This is a genomic window from Roseovarius sp., from assembly GCF_040223625.1.
In the GTDB taxonomy this organism is placed as follows: domain Bacteria; phylum Pseudomonadota; class Alphaproteobacteria; order Rhodobacterales; family Rhodobacteraceae; genus Roseovarius.
Genome location: NZ_JAVKFX010000047.1, coordinates 20,408 through 33,647 on the forward strand (window position 1 = coordinate 20,408; position 13,240 = coordinate 33,647).

Sequence of the window (13,240 nt, forward strand, 5' to 3'; positions counted from 1 at the left end):
CCTCAGCGTGACACCACCACCGGACGGCCCGCGTGATCGAGCACGTCGAAGGGCGTCTCGTACAGTTCGCCCAGAACATCCGGCGTCAGGATCTCGGCGCTCTCCCCGCTGGCGTGAATGCGCCCGTCCTTCATCGCCACCACCCGGTCGGCCCAAGTGGCCGCGGCGTTGATGTCGTGCAGCACAACCACAACCGAGCGTGCCGCCGGCCCCGGCCGGGTCAACTCGTGCAGCCGGTGCATCAGGTCGCGGGCATATTTCGGGTCGAGCGCGTTGAGCGGCTCGTCGAGCAGCAGCCACGGCGTCGACTGCGCCCAGACCATCGCCACCTGCGCCCGCTGTCGCTGCCCGCCCGAGAGAGTTTCGAGCGGGCGGTCGGCCATCTGGTCCAGCTCGAACGTCTCGAGCGCGGTCTGCGTCAGCCGCGCATCCTCGGGTCCCGGGCGCCCCTGGTGATGCGGCCAGCGACCGAACGCCACCAGTTCGCGCACCGTCAGGCGGTTGACGATGGTCTGCGACTGCTGAAGCAGCGCCACGGCGCGGGCTCGGTCGCGATCAGCCAGCAACAGGACCGGCGCGCCATCGATCTGCACATCTCCCGCCGCCGGGCGGATCAGCCCGGCGAGGCAGTGCAGCAGCGTCGATTTGCCCGCGCCATTGGGCCCGATCAGCGCGGTGATGCCGCCCGCGGGGATCTCGACCGAGACATCGGACAGGATGCGGGCGCCGCCCGCCTCGTGGCTGAGATTGGAAACCGTGATCAAAGGCGCCTCCGGCCGAAAACGAGTGCGAGGAAGAGCAGTCCGCCAAGGAACTCGACCACCACGCCAAGCGCCCCCTGCTGTCCCAGCAGGCGCTCGAACAGGAACTGCCCGGCGACGAGGGTGATGGCGCCGATGACCGCGGCGGCGGGCAGAAGCAGCGCGTGGCGGCTTTCCGGCACCACCTCGCGCGCAAGGCTGGCGGCGATGAGCCCGAGGAAGGTCATCGGCCCCACAAGCGCGGTCGCCGCCGAAACAAGTATGGCGACCAGCGCCAGCGCCTGCATCACCACCCGGTCATAGCCCAACCCCAGCCCCCGCGCCACGGGCCGGCCAAGAGCGGCCACGTCGAGCGAGGGCGCGAGCCGCAGCGCGCCGAGCATGGCCAGCGCGATCAGCCCCCCGGCGACGCCGAGATTGGCGGTCTCGACGCTGTTGAAACTGGCGAAGGTGACGAATTGCAGGATCGAGAATTCCGACGGGTCGAGCAGCCGCTGCGCGAAATCCGATAGCCCGCGCAGGAGCAGGCCCAGAACGATGCCGGTCAGCACCATCCGCGCGATATCCTCGGCCCCGCGCCGCAGCAGGACGTGGAACAAGAGGAGCGCCGCGCCGGTCATCAGCGCGGTCTCGCCAAGGAAGGTGAGGTTGGGGTGAAGCTGGGTGAACCCCACGCCGCCCAGCACCAGAACCAGCATGGTCTGCAGGAAGATGAAGAGCGCGTCGAACCCCACGATGCCGGGCGTCAGCAGCCGGTTGCCGACGATGGTCTGGAACAGCACCGTCGCCGCCCCGGTGGCCGCGCCGACGAGGACCAGCGCCGCCAGCTTGCCCGCCCTCAGCGACAGGATGAAGCCCATCGGCTCGCGCAGGTGCCACGTCAGGAACAGGAGCGCGGCGGCGAAAAGCACGCCCGTCAGCATCAGCACGCGGCGGTCAGCCATGGGCGCGCCGTGCCGGCCGGGCATTGAGCATCCACAGGAAGACGCAGGCGCCGAAGACCGCGAAGATCGTGCCCGCCGGGATCTCGTAGGGCGGGCGCAGGACCCGGCCGAGGATGTCCGCCGAAAGCACCGAGGCCGCCCCGAGCGCCGCCACTACCGGCAGGTTGGCCCGCAAATTGTCCCCGCGCCAGCGCGAGACGATGTTGGGCGCCAGAAGCCCGACGAAGGGCAGATACCCCACCGTCACCACGATCACCGCCGTGATCACCGCCACCGCCGCCAGCCCGAGGCCCCGCGTCTGGGCATAATTCAGCCCCAGGCTGCGCGCCTGCGCCTCGCCGAAGCCCAGAAGCGTGATCCGGTCGGCGATGGCGTAGAGCAGCACGGCGATGATCGCCACGATCCAGAGCATTTCGTACCGGCCCTGCATGACGCCCGAGAACTCGCCCAGCCGCCAGGTGCCGAGGTATTGCATCAGGTCCGTAGTCCAGGCGATCCAGATCGCCGAGGAAAACAGGATGCCGCCATAGATCAGCCCGATGATCGGCAGCAGCATCGGGTCGTGCCGCGGGATGGCGCGGGCGATCAGAAGGAAAAGCGCCATGCCCAGAAGCGCCGCGACCGCCGCCACTGACATCTTGGTCACGATCGCCGCCCCGGGCGCCAGCAGGGTGATCGCCAAGAGCCCCAGCATCGCCGCCTCGGGCGTGCCGATCAGCGACGGCTCGACCATGCGGTTCTGCACCGATTGCTGCACCACCACGCCCGCCAGCGCCAGCCCGACACCGGTCAGCAGCGCGGCGGCGGTGCGGGGAAAGCGGCTGATCGCCAGCAGCCAGCCCGCGTCAAGCTGGCCCGTGAAGATCGAGGTGGCGCCGACGCACAGGCTGACCGCCGACAGCCCGCCCAGCAGCAGCGCCCAGGCAACCCATCGCTTCAAGAACCGGACCCCTTGCCGCCGAAGGCCGCGATCAGCTCATCCAGCGTGCCCAGCATCGACTGGATGCCGCCGCCCGCGATGTAGAGCGGGCCGGAGGCGAGGTAGAGGATCCGCCCCTCCTTCGCCGCCGTGGTGCCCCTGACCAACGGGTTGTCCAGCGTCGCGGCGGCCGCGTTGCCGGCATGCGCCGCGTCGCCGATGGCCGCGCCCCGGTCGATCACCAGGAGCCAGTCGGGGTCGATCTCGGCCAGGAACTCGAACGAGACCGCCTCGCCATGGGTTTCCGCCGACACGCCCGGATAGGCCTCAGGCAGGCCCGTCGCCGTGTGCAGCCAGCCATAGCGGCTGTCATCGCCGTAGGCAGAAATCTTGCCGCCATTGGTCAGCAGGATCAGCCCGTCGCCCTTGCCCGCGATCGCCTCATGCGCCTCGGCCAGCTTCGCGTCAAGCTGTGCCAGAAGCGCGTCGGCCTCTTCGGTCTTGCCGAAAAGCTTGCCATAGGAGCTCAGCCGCGCCTTGGCCTGCCCCACCATGTCGGCGCCCCAGATCGTCATGTCGATCGTGGGCGCGATGCGCGACAGCGCGTCCACCTGCGGCGAGGAGCGGCCGCCGGCGACGATCAGGTCGGGGCCCATCACCGCCAGCGCCTCGAAATCCGGCTCGAAGAGCGTGCCGACGGGCGTGGTGTTCCCGGCTGCCGCCTCGATATAGGGCAGGTAGAGCGGCCGCGGCGCCCCGTCGACCGTCACGCCAAGCGCGGCCAGCGTGTCGAGCGCCGCGATGTCGAACACCGCCACGCTCTGCGGCTCGGATGGCAGCGCGACATCGCCGCGCGCGGTCTCCACCGTCACCTCTTCGGCCCATGCCGGGCCCGAGGCGCAAAGGAATGCGGCCAGCCCGGCCGCCACAAGGGATTTCATCGCAGGACGCTCCTGATCAACTCTGTGCGCGTGGCTTGCGGATCGCTGGCGGCGCGGGTCGGGCACTGGATACGCTCTTGCCAGCAAGCGGCGCAAGGCTTAATTCTTTCCAAAACAGTCAGGATTTGCACATGACCGAAGAGCTCAAGACCGAAACCGGCGTGTTTCCCACGCCGAACGCCAGCAAGTACATGAAGCAGCTCTGCAAGCACTTTGCCCACAAGATCGAGGTCGAGTTTGACGACACCTCCGCCTCGGCCGCCCTGCCCCCCGGCCCGGCGGAAATGCATGCCACCGACAGCGACTTGACCGTGCGGATCACCGGCAAGGATGAAGAGGCGCTGAAGGTGGCGCGCTACATCATCGACTCGCATCTCGCCCGCTTCGCCTTCCGCGAGAATTTCGAGACGATGGACTGGCAGGCGGTCTGAACGGGCGCTCCGGTTTGGCGCTTTGCAGTTCGTGGTACAGACGAGTATCAGGTACATCGACGTGCAATGTCGGATTCGAGCCCAAGTTTGTCTTCGAGTTCAGCAACGAACGTCGTAGTAAACCTCCATGAGCGCACCAGAAGGCACACCCTATACGGCAGAGGTTTTTGCGGAACTCGTTTTGAACCGCGTCGCTGGACCTCAAGTTGTCGCATGGGCCGAGGCGATGCTGCTGGCCGGGTTCGATAGCGATAACCTGATTATCCTGGTCGGCGAAGTTCCACCGTACAATGAATTTGAACTCAAGGAACTGCTCCAACGAACCGGGCGGGAACTTGAAGTGCCCCCGATTTCCTCGGACAAAGAAGCGCTGGAGATCCTCGTTACGTGTCACATCAGAAGGCATGCCAAGGGATGGACAAGCCGCGCGCAGACATTGGCGGCGATCTCCAGACTGGCCAATGAGGAAGAGTTCCCGCCTGACGCGCTCGACTTCTACTTTCTCGATTGTGCCGTGGAGGATTTGAAAAGTTTTGGAAACTTCGCACCTCATTGGCCGGAGGCCAATCCATCAAACATAGACGATATTATTCGAGGAAAGTTCGACACCTGGCTGACCGCGCATCCCCTTGAAAAGTGGAGAGGCCGGGAATGGGTCTAGGTCCAGCAATCTAATCGACCTCGGGGCTCGGCCAAGTGATGCATCCCGAAACGCAAAAAGGGGCGCGAAACCCGCGCCCCGTCTTCGTTTCACCGAAGGAAACCCCTCAGAACTTCACCCGTGCCGTCAGCTCGAACGTCCGGCCCGGCTCGTTCAGCGGCACCACGTTGCCGAGGCCCACGCCGTCGGAGCTGCGCGAGGCGTAGGTGGCGTCGAGCACGTTGCGCACGTCCAGCCGGAGCTCGACATTCGGCGCCGCTTTCGGCGTGTAGGCGGCGTAGAGATCCAGCGCCTCGTAGCCCGAGAGCTTGACCGGCGTGTCGTGATTGTCGAAGGCGATCTCGGCCGTGCCGCCGAGGCGCCATTGCTGGCTGACATCATAGGCCGCTTCCAGCCCGACGATGCTGCCCATCGGTCGCCCGAAATAATAGGCGGTCGAGGCGATGGTGGCGTTGTCCAGTTCGACATCGGCATAGGTGTAGTTCGCCCGGAAGAAGCCCCGGCTGCCGTAATAGCCGAACGACCCGTCGAAGCCGCGCGACACGAGGTCGGAGACCGCGCCGCGGTTGCCGCCGGTGGGCAGGACGGCGTTGATGTCGTTCACCTCGGTGTAGAACAGCGCGCCGCTCGCCTCCCACGGGCCGCTGGCATAGCGCAGGCCGATCCGCGCGGCGTTGGCGCGCGAGGTGGTGATGCCCGCATAGGTCCACGCGCCGCCGAAGTTGATCAGTGCCGCCTCGCCCAGCTCGTAGCCGCCCCAGCTCGAGGCGAGGCCCGCGTTGAGCGTCCAGCGGTCGCTGAGGATCACGTCGACCGCCGCGTTGGCACTGACGCCGGTATCGTCGAATTTTTGACCGGTCGCCGCGGTGAATTCCTGCGTGTCGATCCGCGCACCGTAGGAGACCGAGACCCGCTCGCTGACATCCTGCCGGGCCTGCGCGTAGAGGCCCACGTTGGTCAGCTCTTCCTTGCCGGAACTGCCGAACGGCCCCGGCCCGCGGCCCCGGCCCCGGGCGGTTTCGTGGAAGAAGTCGAGCCCGGCCGTCAGGGTGCCGTTGCCGATATCCCATTCGTTCTGGACGATCCCGCTCAGGCTGTCATTCACACCCCAGACGCCCGAGGCGTCGATTTCCTGTTCGTTGTAGCTGAGCTGGATCAGCGGGTCGAACCAGCCCTCGGGCTGCTCGTCGGTATAGGTCATCGTGTAGGAGGTGCGGCGCGACAGGGCGTCGACGAAGACGCTGGGCCGGCCCACCACGGCGGCAAAGTCGGGCCGGGTGAACAGGATGCCGCCCGGGCCCGCCTGGGCCGAGCGGGTGCCGGTATCCTCGGTCTGCGAGGCCGAGAATTCCAGCCGCTCGCCGCCCTGGCTTTCATAGGCCAGCTTGAGGATATAGTCGGTCAGATCGGCCTCGGTGCCCGGCACGCGGTTGCCCGAGCCGTCCTCGTAATCGCCGCTCTTGTGGCGGGTGGCGCTCAGCAGCCATTCGAACCCGCCCTGCCTGCCGAAAAGCGTCAGCGTACCGCGCCCGCTCTCCTCGTTCGAGCCGATGGTGGCCGAGGCCATGCCGCCGAAATTGTCGCCCTCGTCCAGAAGGTCCTTGGCATCCTTGGTCTCGTAGGCAATGCGCCCGGCCAGCGCGCCGGGGCCGGCATCGGCGGGCGCGATCCCCTCGCTCACCTCGACCCGCTTCAGAAGCGCAGGGTCGAGCAGCACGTTGCCGGTGTGGTGGAAGGCCGACTTGTTCTGCCGCGCGCCGTCGATGGTGATCGACAGCAGGCTTTCCTCGATCCCGTTGACGAAGACCTTCTGGGCAATCGCCGCCCCGCCGCTGGCCACGATCGAGGACTCGCCGGCAAAGACATCCTTGGTGGTCGAGGCGTTGCGGTTCTCGAGGTCTTCCTCGTCAATCTCCTCGTTGCCGAGCAGCGCCTGCGCCTGGCTCGATTCGATCCGCAGCGTGCCCAGGAAGAACGGGTCCGCCTCCTGTGCCTGTACCTGCGCGGTTCCGAGCGCCGCGACCGCGCTGGAAAGAAGCCATCCGTAGTATTTCATCGTTACCCTCGTGTTCGTCGTGTTTCTCGATTGGCTGAAACGCGACGAAGAGGGCGTTCTGGCTGACGTGAGACTGCCTTTCCGACAGTTTCATGCCTGATACCCGACTATTTTTCTATGTCAATGCGCGGAACCCGGCAAACGCCGGGTGTGTCATATCGGCGATACCCTTTCGCGGCGCTATGCCGCGGCAACGGGCATCGTCGGGCCAGCGCGGATTCGGGGCGCGGGACCGGGGGCGGTTCAGTGCCCCGGATTCTCCGGGTCGGCCTCGCCCTCGCCCCGGTCAAAGGCGCGGGCCCAGGCCGCGACGAGGTCGCTGTCGCCATGCCGCCGGCGCCATTGCCGGATCGCGTTGCGCAGGCCGGCGCGGGCCACGCGGGCATCCGGCTCCCGCCACGCCTCCGGCCCGGTGCCGGTGCCGAGCGCCTGCCAGACCTGTTCTTTCTGGGCGGTGTACGCCTCGGGCCCCCAGGCCGCGAGCAGCGACTGGAACGCCTCGAACGCGACTTCGTCGAAGCTCTTGTCCTCGCCCAGCCGGCCCATCACGGGGCTTTTCGGGTGGAAGCCCGCGCAGGGCACCCAGCCTTCGGGGATGGGCGTATTGGCCGAATGTGTCCGCCCGGCGCGCAGCAGCTTGGGCAGGACATGGGTGTGCGGCCCTTCCGGAGAGGTGCCGCCGGTTTCGGGCCCGCCGATCATCTGGTAGACCTCGACCCGCCCCAGCCGGGTCAGCGCCACGCGGTGCGGATGCGCCTTGAGGATCGCGGGCATCGCCGGGTTGTCCGCCTCGAAAAGCGACCGCCCGGCCTGGGCGCGCAGGGTGGCCAGCAGTGCCGGATCGGCGGTGCGGATGCAGAAATCCACCTGTGGCTGCGCCAGCCCCATGTCGAAGAGCACGGCCTCGCGATCCTCGGGCCGGATGGCACCCTCGTCGGGGCCAAGCTCCGTCAGCGCGTCGCGGCGGTGCATCGCGGCCTCCGCCTCGGGCAGGCAGAGGGAGAGTCCTTGGGTCCAGCGATGGGTCTTCGGACTGAGCGTTTCATAGGCCACGGGCCGCACCCCCTCGAGCCGGTCGATGCGGATGGCGCCGCGGGTCGTGCCCTGCTCCAGTGCCGTGGCCCGTGGCGGGGCGGCATCGCCGGCGACATGGTGAAACTCGGCAATCGCGCCGAAAGAGCCCATGTTCCAACCCGCGTCCGGGTCGTTCAGCCCGCGGCGCAGGACGTCTTCAAGGTGTTGCATTGGTGGTCTCCCCTCGTGTCGCCATCCAGTGGCGGGCGCCGTCCAGAACGGCCTCATAGACGGCGCGGCCCACCGCCTCGCCGATATCGGTGTGCAGCCCGGCATAGCGCACGGGCCCTGTCAATGCCGCGATCGCCACGCAGTCGGTGCCGGTGCCGGTGGCCCGGCCGGGGCCGAGCCGCATGTCCACATCCATCACCGCCGCCGTGCGGGCCTGAACGGCGATGCTCATCGCTTCCAGCAGCGCCGGCTCGGTCAGGCTGCGGTTGAGCCGCAGGGCCACGTTGATCGTGCCCCAGTCGCGGTTCGCGTGGTCGAGCCGGTGGCCGACCCGCTCGGCATTCGACAGGCCGACGGTCGCCACGGCCTGCGCCTCGGTCGCGCCGGCGGAGGCGGTGGCGCGGGTAAAATGCCGGATGTCGCGGGAGGTCAGGAAGGTGACGGCATCGCTCGCATCGCGCGCAGCCAGTTCGCCCTGAAGCCACGTCTCGACATCCAGCTCCTCCGGCAGGTCGGCATTGCGCACCTCGCGCCAGAGGATGCGCCGCGCCTGTACCAGGCCGGGGCGATGCACGGCCCAGCTCAGCACCTGCATCTCGCGGCCCAGGTCGAACTCCAGCCACGGGCGGTCCAGGGTCACGGCACTCACCGGATCACCTCCAGCGGCTGGTAGATCGGCCCGTCCTCGGTGTCGCGATACCAGGCGGTGATGTGGAAGATATGCGCCAGCCGCTCGGGCGTCAGCACCTCGGCCGGGGGGCCGTCAGCGATCACCCTGCCCTCGCCCAGCATCACGATCCGGCTGCAATGTCGTGCCGCAAGGCTCAGATCGTGTAGCGAGACCAGCACTGACTTGCCGGCTTGCGCCAGCCCGGCAAAGGTCTGCATGGTCGAAATCTGGTGCGCCGGGTCGAGCCCCGCGACGGGCTCGTCGGCCATCAAGAGCGGCGTGTCCTGCGCCAGCGCTCGGGCGATCAGCACGCGGGCCTGCTCGCCCCCCGACAGGCGCGTGGCGGCGCGGTGGCGCATTTCGCTCAGTTCCATCCAGTCAAGCGCCGCCTCGGTGCGGGCGCGGTCGGCCTCCGACGGGCGGCGGCCGGTCATGTGCGGCATCCGCCCCAGCATCACCACGTCCTCGACGCTGACCGGCCAGGCGATCTCGCGCGATTGCGGCATCCAGGCCACCTTGCGCGCCCGTTCGGACGGCGACAGCCCGGCCAGCGAGCTTGTCCCGGTGCAAGGCAAAAGCCCCAGCGCGGCGCGCATTAGCGTCGTCTTGCCCGCGCCGTTGGGGCCGATCAGCCCCACCAGCTCGCCCTCGCCGATGGACAGCGAGACATCCCGGAACACGTCCCGCCCGCGCAGCGAAACGCAAAGGTCGGAGAGTGTCAGCAGGCTCATATCCGCTCCTTCCGCAGCTTGAGGATCAGGTGCAGGAAGAGCGGCGCGCCCACCAGCGCGGTCAGCACGCCCAGCTTGAGGTCGCGCGACGGCAGCACCACCCGCACCGCGATATCCGCCGCCAGCACCATCGCCGCCCCGCCCAAGGCCGAGGCCCATAGCAGCCGCGACGGCCGCGCGCCGACCAGCGGGCGCAGGATATGCGGCACCACCAGCCCGACGAAGCCGATCGCGCCCGCCACCGCCGTGCCCGCCCCCACGACACAGGCCGTGCCGAAGACCAATTGCAGCCGCAGCCGCTTGAGCCGCACGCCCATCGCCTCGGCCGCGTCCTCGCCCAGCGTCAGCGCATCGAGCCCCCGGCCCAGCGAGGTAAGGATCGCCACGCCCACCGCCATGAAAGGCAGCGCCAGCCACACATGGGTCATCGACCGGTCGGCCAGCGAGCCCATCATCCAGAAGACGATCTCGTTGGCCGCGAACGGGTTGGGCGACAGGTTCAGCACCAGCGAAGTCAGCGCACCGGCCAGCGCCGACACCGCGATGCCGGCCAGGATCAGCGTCAGCGACCCGCCCCGCGGCCCTGCCAGCAGCATCACCAGCGTCACGCCCCCCAGTGCCCCGGCCAGCGCCATCAGCGGCAGGCCAAGCTCGAAGACCCCCGCAAGCCCGGTTTGCAACGCCAGCACCGCCCCCAGCGCGGCGGAGCCCGAGACGCCGATCAGCCCCGGCTCGGCCAGCGGGTTGCGCAGGTAGCCCTGCATCGCCGCCCCGGCCAGGCCCAGCGAGCCGCCGATCATCACCGCCAGGATCATCCGCGGCAGGCGGATTTCCCGCATCACCAGCGTCAGCGGCCCGCCATCGCCGGCCACCAGCGCCGACAGGCTTTCGCCCACGCCCACGCCCGCCGGCCCGATCAGCAGCGAGGCCAGCATCAGCGCCGCCACCAAAAGCCCGAGTGGGATCATCACCCGGCTCATTCCACGGACCCCGTGATCTCGCGTCGCGCCGCGCCCAGCCCCTCGATCGCGCGCAGCACGTAAGGCGTGCCGCAGACCCAGTCGTGATCGGTCATCGTCGCCCCGACGCGGGCCTCGCGGAAGGCGCGCACGGCCGGGTGGTCCATCACCTCCTCCGAGCGCGAGGCGCCGGGATAGGGCCGCGCGGTGATAACCGCGTCGGGGTCGGTCATCGCCAGCACCTCCAGCGGCAGCTTCATGCCCGAGCCATAGCCCGCCTCGACCGCCGCGTTGCCGAAGCCCGCGGCCGTCAGGATCTGCCCCGCCAGCGTGTTCTCGCCCGAGGTGTAGCCGTTGGCATAGTAGAGCACCGCCGACGGCCGCTCTGTTACTTCCGCCCGCAGGGCCGCGAGCCGCCGGTCATACGACGCGACGAGGTCTTGCGCGGCGTCTTTCCGATGCAGCACCGCGCCCATCCGGGTGATCCGCTCGCGCACATCGTCCAGCGAGGAGGCGGCGGGAAACACCACCACCGGGATACCCAGCCGTTTCAGCATCGCGGTGGTGGCCTGCGTGGAAAACTCGCCCGCGATCACCAGGTCGGGCTGCATGAGATAGATCTCCTCGGCCAGCCCGTGATTGGTGACATACGCCTCCGCCTCCTCGGCCATGGCCGAGGCGCGCCTGTCCCGGGCGATGTAGCTCACCGAATGCAACTGCCCCTCGCCCGCCAGCATCATCGCAAGCTGGTCGGTGCAAAGGTTCATCGACACGACGCGGGCCGGGGCCTCCTGCTGCGCTACCGCTCTGCCGGCGGTGAGAACCGCCAGCGCAAGGGCGCCCAGCCGGGTTATCCAGCCCGCGCAAATCACCTCAGAACGTCGCATTCAGGCCGATGAACGCCGTCCGGCCCGGCGTGTCGTAGCCGAGAACTTCCTGATACTTTTCATCCGTCAGGTTCTCGATCCGGCCGTAGATTTCCACGCTGTCGGTCAACTGGTGGCGCAGGCCGATATTGGCAAGCGTATAGTCCGGCAAGGTGACGGGCACGGAGATGAAGCTGGGCGGGAAGAACAGGTCGACATTATTCGCCACGTGCTGCACATCCATGGTGAACCGTGTCCGGTCATCGGGGAAATTGTAGCCCATCTGCAAGAGCACCTCGTGTTCCGGCCGGCGCACCTCGGTACTGCCGTTCGGGTTCTCCGCCTCCAACCAGGTATAGTTCAGCCCGAGGTCGAGCCGTGCGGTCACCTGCAGGCTGGCACCGATTTCCACGCCTTTGCGGTCACTCTTACCCATTTGGTTGAACGGTTTCCAACGGCCGGTCGCAGGATCGACGGTGGTTGAGATTTCGTCGGTCAACTCGTCCTGGAAATAGGTGATGTCGACGAGGCCACGACCCCCGAGGAACTGTTGTTCGATGCCGATATCCCAGCCCTGGCTTTGCTCGGGTTTCAGATCGGGGTTGCCGATGAAGTCGTTCGAGAAACCGAACTGTTCGAACATGGTCGGGTTCTGTACACCCGTGCCGCCGGAGGCATGCAAGCGCGTGGTCCGGTTGGGCAGCGTGTAGGACAAACCGGCCGCGTAGGTCGTGAAGTCTTCGAACGCGTCGTTGAAATCATGCCGGAGGCTGAGCTGCATGTTGAAACTGTCGGTCAGCTTGCCCTGGTATTCCGCCACGAGCGCGGTTTGCTCGCGCGTCTGCTTGATGAGCTGGCTTGGCGCGGACACGAAAGCCGGATTGTTGTTGACGAAGGTCTCCCGCTCCCACTCGGCCCCCACGGTCACGACGTGCCGCGCCGTCTCGACCGTGCCGCCATCCAGTGCGACGCTGCCCTTGTAACTGATCTTCTGCCGTGTCTCGGTCGTGTCGCCCGATTGCGCCCCGGTGCCGTTGAAACGGTCGGTTTGTATATCCGCGAAGGACAGGTCGAGGCGGTTCCGGAAACGCCCGTCGAACGTGTCGAGCTCGGCGTAGAGTGAGCCGAAGGTCTCGGCGGTATCGGAGCCGGAAAGGTCGTCGACGAGGATCTGCCCCGCGGGCGTGAGCGCGGTGTAGACCTGACTGTCCAGATCGGATCTGCTCTTCACGTGCCGCAGCGTGCCGCCAAAGGTCAGGTTTTCTGTGGCGAAATACTGGGCGTTGAGGTTGTAGGTTTCATTGATATCGCCGTCGTCTTCGCCGTTCAGGCCCGACACGTCGTAGCCGCCGGTATCCCGCCGCGTCGCCGAAAAGCTGAGCGCCAGCTTGTCCGACCGCTGCCGCAGGGCAAGGCTGACCTGCGCCGTCCCGTCGGAGCCGAACTCGACGCCGGCGCGCCCGGAGATGCCCGGCTCGGTCGCGCGCTTGGTGGTGATCGAGATCACCCCGCCGATGGCGTTCGAGCCGTAGAGCGAGGATTGGGGCCCGCGCAGCACCTCGATGCGTTCGATATCGGCGCTCAGCAGGCCGCTGAAGTCATACTCGCCCTGGCTTGGCGAGACCACTTCGACACCGTCGATCAGGACCAGCGTGTGGTTTCCTTCGTGTCCCCGCATCCGCACCTGGGTCAGGCCGCCGGCGGACCCGGTGCGCGAGACGGACACACCGGGCAGCGCGCGGATCAGGTCGACGGCGTATCTTGCCCCGCGATCCTCGATCTCCTCCTCGGTCAGCACCGTGGCGGCGCGGCCGTATTCGCGGGCCTCGACCGGTGTCAGGCCGCCGGAGAAGACCAGCGTACCCAGGTCATAGACCTCCTCGGCCGCAACTGGCGTGGCAACGGGTACTGCAAGGATTGTGCTGGCCAGCAGGCCAAGACGCGCGTGGCGTTTCATGTCGTTCCCTCCGTATCGCACCGTCGTGGCGGTGCGATTCAACTTGGTTGGTCTCGGAGGAATGGCCCCCGCAGACGGTGAATCATCACCTCTACGGAA

13 protein-coding genes are annotated in these 13,240 nt (G+C 67.7%); 2 read left to right on the forward strand and 11 right to left on the reverse strand.

Going from position 1 to position 13,240, the window contains the following annotated elements:
* Nucleotides 1-2: 2 nt before the first annotated feature.
* The 4 genes from RLN94_RS14020 to RLN94_RS14035 are packed head-to-tail and all read right to left on the reverse strand — an operon-like array spanning nucleotide 3 to nucleotide 3,565.
* Nucleotides 3-764, reverse strand: a complete 762-nt coding sequence (locus RLN94_RS14020) for an iron ABC transporter ATP-binding protein (RefSeq protein ID WP_350125973.1) — start codon at nucleotides 762-764, stop codon at nucleotides 3-5.
* Nucleotides 761-1,705 (reverse strand): iron chelate uptake ABC transporter family permease subunit, encoded by a 945-nt coding sequence (locus RLN94_RS14025; RefSeq protein ID WP_350125970.1) that lies wholly within the window; start codon nucleotides 1,703-1,705, stop codon nucleotides 761-763. The genes RLN94_RS14020 and RLN94_RS14025 overlap by 4 nt, the downstream gene beginning before the upstream one ends.
* Nucleotides 1,698-2,645: an ABC transporter permease gene (locus RLN94_RS14030; protein WP_350125967.1), complete on the reverse strand. Its 948-nt coding sequence runs from the start codon at nucleotides 2,643-2,645 to the stop codon at nucleotides 1,698-1,700. Before RLN94_RS14030 ends, RLN94_RS14025 begins: the two co-directional genes overlap by 8 nt.
* On the reverse strand, nucleotides 2,642-3,565 hold the full coding sequence (locus RLN94_RS14035; protein ID WP_350125964.1) for a siderophore ABC transporter substrate-binding protein: 924 nt from the start codon (nucleotides 3,563-3,565) through the stop codon (nucleotides 2,642-2,644). The genes RLN94_RS14030 and RLN94_RS14035 overlap by 4 nt, the downstream gene beginning before the upstream one ends.
* A gap of 131 nt (nucleotides 3,566-3,696) precedes the next feature.
* Between RLN94_RS14035 and RLN94_RS14040 the strand changes: the two genes are divergently transcribed.
* The gene (locus RLN94_RS14040) at nucleotides 3,697-3,996 is read left to right on the forward strand and encodes a DUF2218 domain-containing protein (RefSeq protein ID WP_350125962.1); all 300 of its coding nucleotides are present in this window, start codon (nucleotides 3,697-3,699) and stop codon (nucleotides 3,994-3,996) included.
* Between the two features lie 127 nt (nucleotides 3,997-4,123).
* On the forward strand, nucleotides 4,124-4,657 hold the full coding sequence (locus RLN94_RS14045; protein WP_350125959.1) for a hypothetical protein: 534 nt from the start codon (nucleotides 4,124-4,126) through the stop codon (nucleotides 4,655-4,657).
* Nucleotides 4,658-4,763: 106 nt separating this feature from the next.
* Here RLN94_RS14045 and RLN94_RS14050 read toward each other — a convergent pair whose 3' ends face one another.
* The 7 genes from RLN94_RS14050 to RLN94_RS14080 form a co-directional block, all read right to left on the reverse strand.
* Entirely contained in the window at nucleotides 4,764-6,713 is a 1,950-nt protein-coding gene (locus RLN94_RS14050) for a TonB-dependent receptor domain-containing protein (RefSeq protein WP_350125956.1), read from the reverse strand.
* A gap of 243 nt (nucleotides 6,714-6,956) precedes the next feature.
* Nucleotides 6,957-7,958: a DUF6925 family protein gene (locus RLN94_RS14055; protein ID WP_350125953.1), complete on the reverse strand. Its 1,002-nt coding sequence runs from the start codon at nucleotides 7,956-7,958 to the stop codon at nucleotides 6,957-6,959.
* Nucleotides 7,945-8,607 (reverse strand): adenosylcobinamide amidohydrolase, encoded by a 663-nt coding sequence (locus RLN94_RS14060; protein WP_350125950.1) that lies wholly within the window; start codon nucleotides 8,605-8,607, stop codon nucleotides 7,945-7,947. The genes RLN94_RS14055 and RLN94_RS14060 overlap by 14 nt, the downstream gene beginning before the upstream one ends.
* Complete coding sequence (locus tag RLN94_RS14065) at nucleotides 8,604-9,359, reverse strand: ABC transporter ATP-binding protein (RefSeq protein WP_350125947.1); 756 nt, start codon at nucleotides 9,357-9,359, stop codon at nucleotides 8,604-8,606. The genes RLN94_RS14060 and RLN94_RS14065 overlap by 4 nt, the downstream gene beginning before the upstream one ends.
* A complete protein-coding gene (locus RLN94_RS14070) occupies nucleotides 9,356-10,327 on the reverse strand; it encodes a FecCD family ABC transporter permease (protein WP_502949481.1) in 972 nt (323 codons plus the stop codon). Before RLN94_RS14070 ends, RLN94_RS14065 begins: the two co-directional genes overlap by 4 nt.
* Before the next feature lie 8 nt (nucleotides 10,328-10,335).
* Nucleotides 10,336-11,205: an ABC transporter substrate-binding protein gene (locus tag RLN94_RS14075; RefSeq protein ID WP_350125941.1), complete on the reverse strand. Its 870-nt coding sequence runs from the start codon at nucleotides 11,203-11,205 to the stop codon at nucleotides 10,336-10,338.
* Nucleotides 11,192-13,141: a TonB-dependent receptor plug domain-containing protein gene (locus tag RLN94_RS14080; protein ID WP_350125938.1), complete on the reverse strand. Its 1,950-nt coding sequence runs from the start codon at nucleotides 13,139-13,141 to the stop codon at nucleotides 11,192-11,194. The genes RLN94_RS14075 and RLN94_RS14080 overlap by 14 nt, the downstream gene beginning before the upstream one ends.
* Between the last annotated feature and the right edge of the window lie 99 nt (nucleotides 13,142-13,240).

Coding starts and splice junctions, on each gene's coding strand:
- RLN94_RS14025 (WP_350125970.1), bottom strand. CDS start 1,705: ATGGCTGACCGCCGCGTGCTGATGCTGACGGGCGTGCTTTTCGCCGCC.
- RLN94_RS14035 (WP_350125964.1), bottom strand. CDS start 3,565: ATGAAATCCCTTGTGGCGGCCGGGCTGGCCGCATTCCTTTGCGCCTCG.
- RLN94_RS14040 (WP_350125962.1), top strand. CDS start 3,697: ATGACCGAAGAGCTCAAGACCGAAACCGGCGTGTTTCCCACGCCGAAC.
- RLN94_RS14045 (WP_350125959.1), top strand. CDS start 4,124: ATGAGCGCACCAGAAGGCACACCCTATACGGCAGAGGTTTTTGCGGAA.
- RLN94_RS14050 (WP_350125956.1), bottom strand. CDS start 6,713: ATGAAATACTACGGATGGCTTCTTTCCAGCGCGGTCGCGGCGCTCGGA.
- RLN94_RS14055 (WP_350125953.1), bottom strand. CDS start 7,958: ATGCAACACCTTGAAGACGTCCTGCGCCGCGGGCTGAACGACCCGGAC.
- RLN94_RS14065 (WP_350125947.1), bottom strand. CDS start 9,359: ATGAGCCTGCTGACACTCTCCGACCTTTGCGTTTCGCTGCGCGGGCGG.
- RLN94_RS14070 (WP_502949481.1), bottom strand. CDS start 10,327: ATGATCCCACTCGGGCTTTTGGTGGCGGCGCTGATGCTGGCCTCGCTG.
- RLN94_RS14075 (WP_350125941.1), bottom strand. CDS start 11,205: ATGCGACGTTCTGAGGTGATTTGCGCGGGCTGGATAACCCGGCTGGGC.
- RLN94_RS14080 (WP_350125938.1), bottom strand. CDS start 13,141: ATGAAACGCCACGCGCGTCTTGGCCTGCTGGCCAGCACAATCCTTGCA.